A 14,543-nucleotide genomic window follows, 5' to 3' on the forward strand; every position below is an offset into this window, starting at 1 on the left:
AGTCCTCGTAGACCTTGGTCAAGAGCGCGTCTGAGCCATGGGGCGCGCCGGCTTCCGCACGGCACACTGACCCGCGTCCACCGCACCATCTTCAGAAGTTCACGCAGCTCCTGATGATCACGCAGTGGCCGCTTCGCTATCGGCCCCGGCTGCGAACTGGTCAATCGGCTTGGGACCTACTCGGCATCGCGGGTCGTGGCCTCGGATCCAGTCGGTTTCGTGGACCTCGTGCCAGCACTGTCGCTCTTCTTGCCCGCCTCGATGGGGACGTAGCGCCGCCGATGAAGCTCCTCGCGTTCAACGTCCGGGATCGTCATCGACTCGGCAAGCACGGCGGCGAGTGCGTCCACTTGAGTCTTGTCGATGTCAGAGTGGAAGAGCCACTGGATGTTCTCGTCGCGCGTGATGAGGTCGATCGTCCAGCGTGTGCTCTTGTCCTGTGAGGTCGGCGCTCGGACGTATCGCACTTGGTCGATCGGGATGCCTTGAAGCACCGCGCCTTGCTCAAGGAATGCGTTCGTCTTGGCCGTGATGATGCGGCGATCCGTGACGGCGACCAGTGTTTTTTCTGCAACCTTGTCCATCGCTGCCGCCAACATCCCCTTCGCTCCACCGAGAATCGCAGAAATTGGATCAGGGGCATCGAGCTGGTCGGAGAAGCCGAGGACACGTAGGGTCTCACCGTCCTCAAGGAGCCATCGCAGGATGCGAAGGTACGGCTCGATACCCAGCGACTTGGGTGCGCAGACGACGTCCGGAGCCTCAAGCGGAGGGGCTGGCGGACGGAGAGCATCGGCAAGCGGCTCGACCGCCTCTAGAAGATGGGCGGAGATTTCGCGGGCTGCCTTTCCGTCCTTCCGCTTCCCCAGCAGCGGCCATGCGTCGGGTCCGGAGAGCTCGGCGGTGATCCGCAGCTCCCGCGTCAACGCTTTGACGAGGCTTGTTGTCTCGGCGAGAACGGAGTCGAACTCCGCTCGGGCGTCGCGGGCGATGACCTCGGCGTACTGCGCCTCGGCGGCGTCTTCGCGTCCAGCGGCTCTCGCCCTCGCGGCGCGGAGCGCGTGATACCCGGTCCATGCCTTGAGGGAGGACAGGAGGGCGTAGGCGTCGAAGGCGATCGCCTCGGCGTTCGTCTGCAGATACTCACGGTGGCTGCGTGTGTCGGCCCGATCGATCTGCTTGACGTGGTCGCGGACGTTCCCCTGGTAGAGCTCAAGCTGCTTCTGCAACAGTGCTCCGCTGCCCGCGACGTCCTCCCACAAGGACGTCGGGACCGATTCGATCTCTCGTGCTTGGTCGACCGCGCGATCGATGGCGGCGACGAGCCCAGTCAGTTCGGCCCACTGATCCTTGCGGATGCTGGTGAGGACCTGACTTGTCACTGCGAGGTTGGTCCTGACGAGGCCCGAGACCTCACTCAGCATCATCTGAAGGCCGACCAGGGCCAGCGTAGGCCCGATCGAGGCCGCGGTCTGCGCCTTGCTCACCGTATTCACGGAGTAGAAGCGAGCCTGACGCAGGATGCGGCCAGGAACCATCACCGCTCCGAGGTTCCCGCCGTCCTTGACGGCGAGTGTCGCGCCGCTGTTCAGCAGAGCCTGTGCCGCGTTGTCGATCCTGTAGAGCCCCTGCACGCTGGCGAACGCGATTCCGAGATTGCCGACCACGGTCGCCGCGTTCCCGATCGAGGCGAGGATCGCTGAGATCTGCTTGCGGTCGACAGCTGGCACGATTCCGAAGTCGATCAGGTCGGGCTTCAGCTCCGGCGGGACCTCGCCGGCGACGACAGCCACCCCTGGGAGCACTTCCACCAGGACCGTCGACGCCGTCGTTGAGTCGATATCCGAGTTGGACGTCGGACCGTCCACAACGGGTGAGTCTGCGGTATTGCTCCGGCCGTTCTCCTCAGGCTCGGCGATCTCCATCGAATCCGAAGGGTCCTGCATGTGATCTCCTCCCCCGCAAGCGCGCGCAACGGCCGGACTTCGTCGGCGTTGACTGCCGAAGTCTACGGCTCAACACCCAGCGGCTAAGCCCGAATCCGCCGGGCCGATTCCGCGCTGGCTGGTGCCAGGTAGGGGTGTACGCGGCGGCGCTTGTAGGTCACTCCAAGCAGGGCTACCAATAGCCGAAATGCCTTCAAGTGCTCGCCTCGCTGGTTCCAGTGCCCAGTCGTATCGTGCCTGAAAGCGCCATGGGTCGGCGCCGCAGCTGACGACCTCTGTACCTGGGGAAGCCGCTGGTCGTGACCGGGTGGTCATCGTGACCGTTGCGGATGAGGCGTTGGCGGTGTGACCGCCGAAGGGGTCTGCTCAGCGGCCCTCGGGGTGGAGCGGGCGCTAGCAGTGGTGCTGCGCGCTTGTGCGGCACGGGCGCGGGGACTGAGCACATGGCGTTCACCAAGGCGCTGGATGCGCCAGGTGAGGACTTCCGCCGGGGAGCGGGCATCGTCCAGCGGGCGTTGCCCGGCTGCTTGTTGGAGGAGGGTGGTGGGGTCGTGGCCCGCGCGCTCGGCGTCCGCGAGCACGGCCGCCAGTGCGTCCCAGGCGGTCTCGCCGAGGACCTTCTCGGCGTAGGCGGGCACGGCCTTGCACAGGTGCTCGGCGTATCGGCGCGTGACGTCGGCCGGCGGCCTTCGTTCGGCGAGCCGCGACAGCGGGACTGGTGCAGCCTGCCCATACACGGCCTGAAGGTGGAGCAGCGTCTGTTGAGCTGCAGCCACCTGCTGATCGTGCCGCTGCAGAGCACTCCTGCGGCGCACGGCGATGACCACGAGGATGGCGGCGTCCACGAGCATGGCCACGAGGCCGTTGTCGGCAGGGTGGGAGCGCATGGTCTTCAGGGCGCCGCGCAGCGGGCGGGCATGCTGATGGTCCACGCAGGCACGGGTGTTGACCGCGTACTCGAACGCGAAGGCCGCTTGGCGCAACTCGGCGCGGAGGTGAGCGGGGGCGAGGGCGGGCAGGGCGTAGAGGACCTCGCCGAATGCCGCCAGGTGTGCCGAGGCTGCCGCCGGGTCGTCCTGGGCGAGGTGGTGGGGGATGCGATCGATGTCGGCGGTGGCCTGGTGCCATGGATTCGGCCGAGGCCGGTTTTCTGGCTGTGGGCTGGCGGGTTCGATGGCGGCGAGGCGTTCTTGGATCTTGGGTAGGGACAGGTCGGTGGCGAGACTGGAGCCGGAGTACCAGACGGGTTCGAAGTCGGTGTTGGTGTCGTCAGGGAGGGCGACCTTGTAGCCCTTGAGGTCGCCGGAGGGCAGGGTGCGGGTTTCGACCTGCAGACCCGCGTCGGCGAGCAGGTTGAGGAACTCCTCCACGCTGTGAGCGTGGGAGAGCGCGGTGCGCACCATGAGGCGCAGCTGCTCGCGCACGGGCTGGTCGCGTCCGTTACGGGCAGCCTTCTCCGTCTCCGCCCGGGTGGGGCGCTTGGCGGCGGGCCAGGTGTCACGGTCGCGGTTGACCTGGTGGAGGTCGAAGTCGGTCTCGATCTGGCTGAGTTCTGTCATGGCGCGGTGGTAGTCGTTCCAGTTGCGCGGTGGGCGCAGGTCTCCGCGCATCTTGGTGGCCACAATGTGGATGTGGTCGTCCGCGTGGCGTACGGCGATCCAGCGGCAGCCGTCCGGATCACCGTCTGGGGCGATGCCGGTGGCGTGCAGGACACGGCGGGCGATGGTGGCCCACTCGGCGTCGGTCAGGGTGCGGTCCTCGGGTGCGGCGCGGAGCGAGCAGTGCCACACGTGTCCCTCTGGGGCCTGGTCGCCGGCCTGCTTGACCCGCAGGTCGAGGGCTTTGACGAGCTGCTCCATCCGCTCCGTATGGCCCGGGCTGCCTTTGGGGCCGGGGTCGGGGGCGAAGCCGTCCCAAGAGGCGACGATGTGCTGGTCGGTGTGCACGGTCGCCGTGCCCGGCCCGAAGAGGTAGATCAGCACACCCTGGGTCTTGCTGCCCGGTTTGACGATGTTCGCGATCACGCTCGGCCCGCCTTCTGCCCGGCGGCCCGGAACGCGGCGTCGTCCACGGCCTTCACCGCGTCCTGGGCAGTGGTCAGGAGGCGTTCGGCCCGCTCCAGGACGGCGGCGTCCACAGGGTGTGGATCGCCGTCGGAGTTGAGGCGGCGGGCGATCTGGTTGGCGTTGGTGCCGATCCGGGCGATTTGGGTGCGCAGGGCGGCGAACTCGTCGATCGCGTCGTCGTAGACGGTGCGCTGGTCGGGCAGGTGTGCCTCGCCGTTGACGAAGGCCATGACGACCGCGCCGACGAGGTGCGCGCCGGTGATGCCCAACGTCTTGGCCTTGGCGAGGATCTTGGACTTCTCTTCGACGCTGTAGCGCACGTCGACGCGCTTTTCGCGGCGCTCGTCGTCACGTTCTCGGCGACGGGCGACGCGGTGGAGCGCGGCTTCGTCGGCAGCGCGTACGACGACTGGCTGCTGTTCGGCGACAGCGTCTTCGCCCACCCCCTCCTGCTCCGGCGCGCCCTCGCGCCGGAGCATTTCCTCCGCCACCCCCGGAGCGGAGGAGTCTGCGATGGACCGGCCCTTGGACGGTCCATCGCCATTGCTTGCTGCCGTCGACGTGGGCGTGGTGATCTCCCTTTGAGCGTCGTGTAGTTCGAGGTACGAGTCGTGCATTGAGCGGTCTTCCTCGGATGTTGGGTGGCGTCTCAGCGCGGGTGGCCGGCGGGCGCGGTCGGCAGCTCGGCCTTGACGGTGCGGACCACCTTTCCGGCGGTGTCGCTGGCCACGCTGTAGCCGTCCTTGCGCACGGCTTCCTCCAGCAGGTCACGGGAGAGACGTCCTTGCTCGCGGTAGAGGTCCTGGGCGTATTTATTGAGGAGGGCCCGTGTCGCACGCGGTTTGGAGCCCGGGCGATTCGACTCCGCCCGCGAGGCCGTGCCTGGAGCGTCGCTCGGTGGCCCCTCGCCCGGTTCTGGTTCCGGGCTGACGGTGGTGCGGGCGGGCTGTTGCGGGCGGGTTTCGGGGTGCGGACGGGCTGCCCGGTCGACGGTGTCATCGCCCGGGACCTTGGTGGGCGGGCGGCCCGGAGCCTCTGCCTGTTCTTCTGCCGTGGCCCGCGGGCGGGCCGTCGCGGAGCCGCCGCTCGTGAGCGCGGTGGTATCGGGCCAGCGCGCGGGCAGTGGCTTGGAGGCCAGGGCAGTGGCCTGTTGGCGGGTGGCGAGCTTGCGTAGCAGCAGCTCGTCTTGGCGTTCGTCGCGGTCGATGTCGGCCTGCTCCAGGGCCTGGTGCAGGCGGCGGGTGAGGCGCTGGCCTCGCCACTTGGTGCGTTTCGAGGGCGTCATGGCTTCTGCGCGGAGAATCAGTGTGACGGCCTGGTCGAGGGCGCGCTCGCGGATGATCCGGGCGGCGTCCGCGTCCCGGTCTGCGATCGAGAGCCGGGCGAGGAGCCGTTCGCGTGCCTGTCGGGCGAGGACGGCGGCCAGGCTCCGGGAGTCGGCGTGCGGGCTGCGGTGGCGCAGCTCGATTCCCATGGCCAGGTGCCAGAGCATGGCCGCCATGACCGGGCCGACGAAGCCCCGCACCGTTCCGCCCACGGGCCCGGATTCGGCGTAGGCGGGCAGGACCTGCACGGCGGTGATCACCCAGGTGAGGGTGCCGGGCAGGCCGGGTGCCTGCTTCGGGCCGTTGAGGTTCTGCCGGGCCAGCAGGGCGGTCGCGAACAGGGCGAGCTCGGCGGCGGCGAACATCGCGGCGCGCTCGATGGTGCTGCCCATGTCGAGGTAGTCGGCGGCGAACCGCCAGCTGGTGTCGGCGCTGTAGGCAGTGCAGCCGATCGCGGCGACGGCGGCGATTGGGATCGCGGCGGTGTCGCGGCGCCGTCCGGCGTCCTGCTTTCGTCGGCGCTGGCGCAGGAGCCGTGCAGCAGGCAGGGCGGCGACGAGTAGCAGCACCGCGATGGCCGCAGGAGCGGTGATCCAGTGCGGCAGGACGGATGTGCCGGTGCCGTTGGCGTTGATGAGCGTAGTGGTGCCAGGTGTCATGCAGAGGCTCTCCAAGGGGCCCTCACGTTCGAGGGCAGGCGGAAGCGCGGGCGGGCGATGCGAGACGGTGCGGGAGGGAGCGCCGGCCGGTCAGACGGCTGGCGCGGTGCGGCGTCGGTCGGGCCCGGTGAGGATGACGCGTTTGGTCATCTCGGCGAGGCGGGAGGCGACGCGGTCGCCGAGCGCGGTGCGCAGTTCGGCGGTGGGGAGGTTGGTGGTGATGAGGGTGGGGAGCATGTGCTCGTACCGGTGGTTGATGAGCCGGTAAGTCAGCTCCTCGGTCCACTCGCTGGTCTTGGCTGCACCGAGGTCGTCCAGGAGCAGTAGCGGGCAGCGGGCCAGAGTCTGCAGGTCTCGTTCGGCGTCGTGGCCGGCACGCGGACGGATGCGCGCGTGCAGGTCGGCGGTGGTGGTCGCTTCCCAGCGCAGGCGGACGCCGCGGCTGAGGAGACCGCGGACGGCGCCATACGCCTGGTACGTCTTGCCGGTGCCGGTGGGGCCCGCGATCAGCAGCGACGGGCCTTCGGCGATACCGGGTCCACCGGGGCCGGGGCGTCCGGCGCGGGCGATGTCGTCAGCCCAGGCGGTGACCTGCGGCTGGTCGGCCATGGCACGGCGGTAGCGGGCGGGGATGCGGGCGTCCGCCAGCTCCAGGGCCGTGACAGGCTCCGCCAGCGGTTTCTCGGCTGTGACACCAGGGTCGATGCCGCGGCTGGCCAGGATGCCGTTGAGCCGGTCGGCGAGCGGGCCGACCCGGTGGGGCTCGCGGGTGAGGGTGGGGGTCAGAGGTCACCTCCGAAGGCGGCTTCGACGTCGGTGGGGTTTGTCCACGCCCTGTGGGCAACCGGCGCGGTTGGTGTGGCGGGAGTCGCGTTCATGGCCTCGTGCACCAGGCTCGGCAGGGTGCTGGGGTGCAGGCCCTTGGCGCGGTGTCGTTCGAGTCCGGCCCGGATGTGGGCGGGGGCGATGCCCTCGTCGACGAGCTTGCGTATCTCCCGGCCGAGGTGGCCCAGAACGCCCTTGGGCGGGCGGTGTGCGCAGGCGGCGGCGTACTCGGCGATGAGCTGCTGTGCCGAGGCGGTGTCGGGTGCGGGGGCGCTCGCGCCCCCCGAAGGGGTATTTCCTAGATCCATGATCCTAGGTCCTAGATCCGGACCGTGAGGCGTCACTGCTGTCTCACGGAGCCCTCCCTGCTCGCTCACGGAGGGCTCCGTGAAATCGCTCTGACCTGCGGGTTCGTCATCGGCGCAAGGATTCATCGCAGGCTCGCGCACTTGCCCGGAGCTGTCACGGAGGGTTCCGTGAGGCTGCACTGCAGGCTCCGTGATGCTGGCCCGCGCGGTCAGCGCGACGACGCCTGGCGCGGGGCCGACCGGTGTGTCGTGGTGGGGGCAGGCGGGGAGGCGGCTCTTGCTGGGCCGGTTGATCTTCTGGTGCTGGTGCCAGGTGACGATGTGCAGGTAGCGCTTATCGTCCGGCCCCTTGTAGCGGCAGATCAGCCCGGCGTCAGTGAGCTGGGCGAGGTCCGTCTCGACATCGGGTGGGGTGTGCTCCGGGCGCAGGACCCACAACTGGCCCGCGATGATCGCGGCGTGGTCGCGATGGCGGCCCTGGTCGTCGGCCTGGGTAAGCAGGCCGAGGAAGGTGCGCTCCGCGGTCAGGGAGACGGTGGCCAGGGACTCGGAGACGAAGGCTTCGGGCTTGATGGTGCGGATTCGTGCCAAGAGCGGGGCGGTCCTTACTCGGCGGCCTGTGGGCGGACACCACGGCTTACCGTCGGTCGGGGCGGGATTCGAACGGAGGGGTCGGGCTGTTGGCGCGGGGTGCGCCGCGAACCGACTGCGTTTTCCGGGGGTGTCGTCAACATAGCCACACCCGGGTCGCGCAAGTCCAGCCTGATCCGGCGCAATCTCTCACGGCAGAAAGGCCGCAGGAAATCAGGCCGGTAGCGGGCGGGACCAAAACCGTAGGGCACGATCGCCGGTTGACCAAATAGTTGCCCTGACGGCCGAGCCAGAAGCATCACACCGGGAAGTCGTTGACGCGCTGGCCATGGCGAAGCTACAACACAACACCCCACTTCAGAAGCGCATCGAGGTGTCTGTGTCGGGTTGCGTGACGTCAGGGTGAGGGACTGGAATTTCGCCCTGCTCGCTGACCAAGCGGGCGCAACATAGCCGACGATCCCCGGTTAACCAAACCGGGGAATGCACGCTACAAATGGAGCTATGGCAGCACGTTCTCTGGAAATGGGTCCGGCGGGAATACGGACCGCCCGCACCATCGAAATCCTCCGCACCGAACGCGGTCTCGCCCAGCGCCAGTTGGCCGACCGCGTCACGGCCCTTGGCCGTCCGATGTCCAACACGATGCTGTCCCGAATCGAATGTGCCCAGCGGCGCTGCGACGTCGACGACCTCGTCGCGATAGCCGAAGCACTCCTCGTCTCACCCCTCGTGCTGCTGGAGGGACCGAGCACCACCTGAGACGGGCCCGCCACCCACCGCCCCTGACCGAGCATCATCCACCGAGTAAGGACTCACCCCTCTTGCCTCACCCCGCGATGCCCCCCGCCCACGCACGCCTTCCGCACCGCACGGATGGTGAAGCCGCCCTGCCCCGTCTCTACCGCCCCGAGGAGATCGCCGAGACCCTCGGCTGCTCGGCCTGGTGGGTCAAGGACCGCGCGCGCCGGCGTCTGATACCGCACACGCGAGTCGGCCGTGCCTACCGCTTCACCGCGGACCACCTCGCCGAGATCATCCGCATCCACGAGGAGCCGACGCCACAGCGAGCCCAGGGGACGCTGCCACCGGCCAGTCCGCCGGAGTCGGCTATGACGTCGTCGCGTCCGACTCGGCAGACGCGGCCCTCCACGTCCTCCGTCCCACGTCTCAGGGCTCGACCGCCCCGCAGGTCCCAGTACGGCACTGCTGCGTAGCTGTACCCGGCACATCCGAGGAAGGAGGGGTACGAGGCGTGGGCTTCGCAGAGAAGCGCGGCAGTTACTGGCGCGGTCGATACAAGGTCAGCGAGGGCAAGTACGGCACCGTCGTCGACCCGACGGGCGCGGTGCTCAAGTTCGCCACCAAGCGGGAGGCCAAGCAGGCCGCGGACGAGGAAGAAGCCAAGGTCCGGCGCGGCACCTGGCGCGATCCGGCGGCCGGACAGGAGACGTTCGGCGAGTACGCCAGCCGCTGGTACGACGCCCAGGACCTGGCCGCGTCCACCATGCAGAACTACCGGCGCCACATCGAGGAGCATCTGCTCCCGGAGTTCGAGGACAAGGCTCTCGTCGGCATCCTTCGCACGGACGTGGACACCTGGGAGAAGCGGGAGAAGGCCGTCTATGCGGCATCCAGTGTCAAGACGTGGCGCTCGACGCTCCACCTCATCCTGGAAGACGCCGTGGACGAGGGCCTCATCGCGTCCAACCCCGCAGCGAAGCGGCGCGGGCGCGGCAAACGCGCCGGCCGCTCCCGCGACCGAGGTCCGGAGAAGGTCATCACGGACCCGCTCGGTCTGCTCCTCATCGCCGAACGCGCGGCCCTGCTGTCCGGCCGCGACGACGAGTTCGTCGCCGTGATCCTCAAGGGCTACACGGGTATGCGGTGGGGCGAAATCGTCGGACTGGAGACCGAGTTCGCCCGGCCCGGCGCCATACGCGTGGAACACCAGCTGTACGAGTTGGACTCGGGTGAGCTGATTCGCTGCCCGCCCAAGGATGACAGCTACCGCACCATCGACGCGATGGACTGGCTGTCGGCCCTGGTCGCCGACCACATCGCCCGTACGAAACCGACGCCGTGCCCCTGCCACGGCAAGCGCTACGTCTTCCACGGCCAGGGCACCGTCCGCACCGGCGGACACACCGGCGCCAAGCTGGTGGACGTCGCCCGCCGCGCGGGCGTCTCCAGCGGCACCGTGTCCAACGTCCTCAACCATCCCGAACGCGTACGGGCGGACACCCGCGCTCGCGTCGGCCTCGCCATCGTCGAGCTGAACTTCGTCCGTGGCGGCACCCCGACGGAGAACGCCGCACACTGGCGCCGCAACGGCTTCGCCACCTGGCTGTTTGCGCCCGCTACCTCCGGCTGGTACCCGAAGAAGGCGCCTCAGGAGGCCCGCCCGGTCCCGCTGCTCGGCGAGCCCTGGCCTGGTGTCCCAGTGCGTGGCCGCAACGCCCAAGGCCGGGCCGACGCCTGCTGGCTGCCCATCGCCAGAGGGCTCACCCCGCATGGCCTGCGCCACTCCCACCGCACGCACATGGAGGATCTCGGCACCGAGAAGGTGCTGATGGACGAGCGCATGGGCCACATTGACGGCTCAGTCTCGGCGCGGTACGCCCACGTGACCCCTGGCATGCGTGAACGTCTCAAGGCCGGCCTGACCGTGCAGTGGGAAGCAGCGCTCGACGTCCGCCGGAACCTGCACCAGCGCTCGCCGGTCGCCGTACTCGATCGGCTGCTGCGCGCTCGTGCCACGACGATGGCCTGATGGCCGGGAGGCGGGCTCCGATTACCTCGAATGGAGCCTGTCTTTTCCGATCTCGGCGGAAGGCATGAGAATGGAGTACGGTCACCAAAGATCCGATGGGGGCGGAGAGGAGGAACGCGGTGTCGTATGAGCCCAAGCTCGCGGCAGCCCTTTCCGGTGCCACGCTGCGGCAGCTCTCCCACTGGCGCCGTGCTTCCGGCACGAAGGGCGCGCTCCTCGTTCCGGAGGTCTCTGACTCACGTCCGATCCTTTATTCCTTCCGCGACGTGGTCGCCCTGCGGGCCTGCGTGAAGCTTCGCAAGGAGACGTCGCTGCAGAAGATCCGCAGGGCGGTGGACACGCTCCGAGAGGACCTGGGCGAGCGTGAGCACCTGTCTTCCTACGCGCTTGTCGCGGGACCGGACACGATCTACCTTGCGGAGCCCGAACAGGCGGTCGATCTGATCAGAGGCGGGAACGTGGTCATCCACCAGTTGGTGGATGTACTCGCGCCCTTCTACAAGGACGGCCGCCACATCCCGGACTTGCTGAAGCCGCGTGACCACGTCGCCGTCGACTCCGCGGTGCGTGGCGGTGAACCCGTCATCGAAGGAACGCGGATCCCGGCGGCTGAGGTGGCCGCCCTGGTGCGGGATGGTGTCCCCCCGGACCGGGTCGGCGACTTCTACCCAGGGGTCAGTGCTGCGGCTGCACGCGACGCGGTCGATTTCAGCGACTACGTGGACAGCTACGTCGATGGCTCTCGGCAGGTTGCCGCTTGAAGCTGCTGCTCGACGAGAACGTCCCCAGGCCCATGGCAGAGATCGTGCGCATTCTCCTCACCGCGCACGACGTGGTGCACGTCCACGAGCTGAACGGCTGGGCCGGCACGAAGGACATCGAGCTGTACGCGAAGGCCAGGACAGAGGGCTTCCAGGCGATCATCACCAATGACGCCAAGCAACTGAACCGGCCCATGGAAGTCGAGGCGATCGCGCGGTCGGGACTCCACCGCATCCAGTACCGCCAGAACAACAAGCACGGCGGCCTGGTCGGCCTCGGCACCGCGATAGCCACCGTGTGTGCCGCGCTGCCGCACGCCATTGCCGAACTCGAAGGGGCCGACGGGCAGCGGCTGGTGGCCCTCACCGCCGTCGACCCCTCGCGCCACAACCGTCTGCAGATCACCGACCCAAAGGCATCCCCGCCGAAGCACTGGCCCACATCCTGAGCCCGGGTCGCCCGCCAGCGTCAGCTCCGCGAATCAACGCCGAACGGGCTGCCCTGCGGCTGGCTCGCCTTGCACTGGGGCCCAGTGGTCCGGGACAGGAACCTGTCTATGCCGGCAGCCGGTGTACCACGTCGTCGTCCGTCACCTCGTACACGTCGATGCGCAACAGCCTGCGAACATGCGCCGGAACACGCTCGACGGCCTGCACGGACGAGGACGGCACCACCAGCACGTACCGCGTGTGGGGTTCCTGGCTCGTCATCCGCCGCAGCAACTGCCCGTAGGCGATGTCGGCGTCGATTCCCTTCTCACTGGTGCGGCCCTTGGCTTCGCAGATCAGCCGCTCATCGCCACGCACGGCTTCGAGGTCGGTCCAACGGTCCGTGGGATCAACCGGTGTCCAGCCCTCGGCAAGAAGCCACGTTTGGAAAGCGTCGGTGACCCGGTCCTCGTCGCTGTGGCGTGCCAGGATCCTCTTCAGCGCAGCCAGGTCCGCCTCCTGGTTACGGCGCAGTCGTCCGCGACCGTCCGCATCGAGGTCGGCCGGCCGGATCACGATCAGCCGCAGTCCGTGCGCGGGAATCTCCGCATCACGGCGGGCGTCGTACAGTGCCCGCTGCTCGCCCCGGTGGACGCCGCTGACGGTGAGCCTGTCGGGCTTGTCGAAGTGGGGCATGGGCTGGTCGTGCTGGAGTTCTCGTTACTCGACCACGAGTTGGTGGCCGGGCCAGTAGGCGTCGACCGGGAGTTTGGCACGTCGGCCGCCCGTCCCGGGGTCGCCCTGCAGCCAGTCGAACTTGTGCTGGGTCAGCGCGGTCTCGCCGAGCACCTGGTCGCACAAGCCGACTACGTACGCCTCGTCACTGTCGTCTCTGGTTCCCATGTGCGCGCATCATGCCAGCGTTCGCAGGCATCGAGGCAGGTCCTTTGACGCTGCTGTCACGCCGGCACGTACGGATTTCAGAGGTCGTCTTCATCAACGGGTTCGGGTTCGCGGATGTAGGCGAGGTCGAGGACGTAACGTTCGGTGACGGGGCAGTTGTTCCATGCTTGGGTGAGGTGGTCTTCGAAGGTGTCGTCCGTGGGGTGGTCGAGGCTGCTCTCGTAGTAGTCGGCGGTCGCCTGGCGGCCTTCCCACCATGCGTGGCCTTCGTAGACGCCGGGGCGAGGCAGGGGCATTTCTCCTGCCGGGCCGTATTCGAGTTGGTTGACGACGAGGATGCCGGTTTCGGACTCGATACTCACGGGGACCTGGCCTTCCGCGTCGGCGGGCGGGGCCGGCGGGGTGTCCCAGACACGGATGGTGACCTCGACGTCGATGTCGGGTTGCAGACTGCGGATGTACAGGTGGTAGCCGTTGCCGGCCACCACCTGCCTGCGGGCAGCGGCCATGGCCTCGTCGTCGCTCAGGTAGGCGTCGGCGTCGTACACCTCCACGACACGGCGGGCCGGTGTGGCCTTGCAGCTGTATTCGGCCAGGAGCGCCATGAGCCGCTGCCCTTCTGCTAGTTGGTGATCTTCATGTAGAAGGCGTCACCGTCGAGGATCCGGTTGAGGGTGTACATCTGGTCGAGCCTGCGGCCGCCGGTCTCATTGTCGTCGCCGTCGATCAGCCGGACGGAGAAGCGGTTGTCGCCCTTGGTGGAACCTTCCTTCGTGGAGGCGAAGGGGTACTCGTCGCACTGCAGGTCGGTTCCCTTGTAGTCGCCCCACACCTTCTCGCATTCCTTGATCGAACGCGCGCGGTTCTTCTGCTGCTTCTCCTTGTCGACCAGCCGGTGCAGCGGCTCCTTCGCCCCTGGAACGGTCTTGCCGGGCCAGGAGGGGAAGGTCCGCTCGGGGTGGTTCAGGGCGTCGTAGATGTGCAGGGCGCTTTCGTTGACGGCCGGGTCCTTCTGGCTCATCACGAGTTCCACCCGGGCCTTGGTGAAGACCGTGCCCTTGAACTTGCCCGCGATCTTTCCGGCGTAGTCGTAGCGGACGCTGGAGTCGTAGACACTGCCTCCCCCGGTGAAGGGGGCGGCGTTGGGGGAGCTGGCGCTCAGATCCATCGCGACGGTTGAGAAGACGCGCTGCTGATTGCCCTGGTCGAACAGGGGGCCTTTGTCCGGGGAGGTGTAGGTGAGGCTCCAGTGGGGGCTGGTGTCCCATACGCCGAGCAGTTCGTCGCGGTCCGCGGTCTGCGGTGCGGTCACCTGGGGGTCCGGATCGCTGGTGGATGCGTAGATGTCGTCGCGGAAATGCTGCCCGAGGCGCCACTTGGTCGCGTCTTCTGTAGGTATGGGCTGAACGCGTATGTTCTCGATGCTGGCGACGTAGTCGACGCGTCGGCTGCCGTCGTAGGCGAAGCCGAAGACCCATTGGTCGAACCAGAGGCGGCCGAGTGTGGTGGTGCCCCTGACATCCCGGAGGACCAGATCGAAGGGGCGCTTCTGGCAGCTTTCGAAGCGGGACCTGATCCACCCGGCGGCGGCCTTGGCTTGCGCCTCGTGGCTGGCGCACTGCTGACGCAGATCCTGTTGATCGCCAGGATCCGGGTCTGCCGTCGCCTTCAGGTTCACGGAGTTCGATCCGTGAGATCCGGCGTATTCAGCGTACGAGATGGGCTGGTCGAGGCCGCGCAGTTCGTCGGCGGGGAGCGAGGCGGCGTCAACGAACATCGTGCCCTCGGCGGCCGGGTCGTTGGGGGCTGAGGCTGCGTGCGTGGCGGTGGTGGTAGCTGCGGTGAGCAAGGTCAGAGCCGCCGTGGTGGCGCTGGCGCGGGCGATACGTATGAGTGCGGTGCGTATGTTCACCAGTGGATTCCTTGCGGGCGTGAGGAAGCGGTGGGCTGTCTGCGG

At 68.2% G+C, this 14,543-nt stretch carries 15 protein-coding genes; 5 read left to right on the plus strand and 10 right to left on the minus strand.

From position 1 onward, the window contains the following. Nucleotides 1-176: 176 nt before the first annotated feature. From AB0D85_RS30610 to AB0D85_RS30635, 6 genes are all read right to left on the minus strand, one after another. Entirely contained in the window at nt 177-1,946 is a 1,770-nt protein-coding gene (locus tag AB0D85_RS30610; protein WP_362327215.1) for a hypothetical protein, read from the minus strand. 311 nt (nt 1,947-2,257) lie between these two features. Next, complete coding sequence (locus tag AB0D85_RS30615) at nt 2,258-3,970, minus strand: relaxase/mobilization nuclease domain-containing protein (RefSeq protein WP_362327218.1); 1,713 nt, start codon at nt 3,968-3,970, stop codon at nt 2,258-2,260. Then, nucleotides 3,967-4,455 (minus strand): plasmid mobilization relaxosome protein MobC, encoded by a 489-nt coding sequence (mobC, locus tag AB0D85_RS30620; protein ID WP_362327221.1) that lies wholly within the window; start codon nt 4,453-4,455, stop codon nt 3,967-3,969. The genes AB0D85_RS30615 and mobC overlap by 4 nt, the downstream gene beginning before the upstream one ends. 206 nt (nt 4,456-4,661) lie before the next feature. Continuing rightward, nucleotides 4,662-5,996, minus strand: a complete 1,335-nt coding sequence (locus AB0D85_RS30625) for a hypothetical protein (protein ID WP_362327224.1) — start codon at nt 5,994-5,996, stop codon at nt 4,662-4,664. Nucleotides 5,997-6,086: 90 nt separating this feature from the next. Beyond that, nucleotides 6,087-6,782 carry an ATP-binding protein gene (locus AB0D85_RS30630; RefSeq protein ID WP_362327341.1) on the minus strand — a complete coding sequence of 232 codons (696 nt, stop codon included), beginning with the start codon at nt 6,780-6,782 and terminating at the stop codon, nt 6,087-6,089. Next, the gene (locus AB0D85_RS30635; protein WP_362327227.1) at nt 6,779-7,720 is read right to left on the minus strand and encodes a hypothetical protein; all 942 of its coding nucleotides are present in this window, start codon (nt 7,718-7,720) and stop codon (nt 6,779-6,781) included. Before AB0D85_RS30635 ends, AB0D85_RS30630 begins: the two co-directional genes overlap by 4 nt. A gap of 504 nt (nt 7,721-8,224) precedes the next feature. Here AB0D85_RS30635 and AB0D85_RS30640 point away from each other — a divergent pair. From AB0D85_RS30640 to AB0D85_RS30660, 5 genes are all read left to right on the plus strand, one after another. Further along, a complete protein-coding gene (locus tag AB0D85_RS30640; RefSeq protein ID WP_362327230.1) occupies nt 8,225-8,482 on the plus strand; it encodes a helix-turn-helix transcriptional regulator in 258 nt (85 codons plus the stop codon). Nucleotides 8,483-8,559: 77 nt separating this feature from the next. Beyond that, complete coding sequence (locus AB0D85_RS30645) at nt 8,560-8,937, plus strand: helix-turn-helix domain-containing protein (protein WP_362327344.1); 378 nt, start codon at nt 8,560-8,562, stop codon at nt 8,935-8,937. A 38-nt stretch (nt 8,938-8,975) separates the two neighbouring features. Next, entirely contained in the window at nt 8,976-10,493 is a 1,518-nt protein-coding gene (locus AB0D85_RS30650; RefSeq protein WP_362327233.1) for a LacI family DNA-binding transcriptional regulator, read from the plus strand. Nucleotides 10,494-10,612: 119 nt separating this feature from the next. After that, a complete protein-coding gene (locus AB0D85_RS30655; protein ID WP_362327236.1) occupies nt 10,613-11,254 on the plus strand; it encodes a DUF433 domain-containing protein in 642 nt (213 codons plus the stop codon). Then, nucleotides 11,251-11,703: a DUF5615 family PIN-like protein gene (locus AB0D85_RS30660; protein WP_362327239.1), complete on the plus strand. Its 453-nt coding sequence runs from the start codon at nt 11,251-11,253 to the stop codon at nt 11,701-11,703. Before AB0D85_RS30655 ends, AB0D85_RS30660 begins: the two co-directional genes overlap by 4 nt. Before the next feature lie 106 nt (nt 11,704-11,809). Here AB0D85_RS30660 and AB0D85_RS30665 read toward each other — a convergent pair whose 3' ends face one another. The 4 genes from AB0D85_RS30665 to AB0D85_RS30680 all read right to left on the minus strand — a co-directional run bounded on the left by AB0D85_RS30665 (nt 11,810) and on the right by AB0D85_RS30680 (nt 14,498). Beyond that, a complete protein-coding gene (locus tag AB0D85_RS30665) occupies nt 11,810-12,379 on the minus strand; it encodes a hypothetical protein (RefSeq protein ID WP_362327242.1) in 570 nt (189 codons plus the stop codon). Between the two features lie 24 nt (nt 12,380-12,403). Then, complete coding sequence (locus AB0D85_RS30670; protein WP_362327245.1) at nt 12,404-12,586, minus strand: hypothetical protein; 183 nt, start codon at nt 12,584-12,586, stop codon at nt 12,404-12,406. A gap of 77 nt (nt 12,587-12,663) precedes the next feature. Then, nucleotides 12,664-13,191: a hypothetical protein gene (locus AB0D85_RS30675; protein ID WP_362327248.1), complete on the minus strand. Its 528-nt coding sequence runs from the start codon at nt 13,189-13,191 to the stop codon at nt 12,664-12,666. 17 nt (nt 13,192-13,208) lie between these two features. Further along, on the minus strand, nt 13,209-14,498 hold the full coding sequence (locus AB0D85_RS30680) for a NucA/NucB deoxyribonuclease domain-containing protein (RefSeq protein WP_362327251.1): 1,290 nt from the start codon (nt 14,496-14,498) through the stop codon (nt 13,209-13,211). Between the last annotated feature and the right edge of the window lie 45 nt (nt 14,499-14,543).

The sequence above is a fragment of the Streptomyces sp. NPDC048277 genome (assembly GCF_040652235.1).
Classification (GTDB): domain Bacteria; phylum Actinomycetota; class Actinomycetes; order Streptomycetales; family Streptomycetaceae; genus Streptomyces.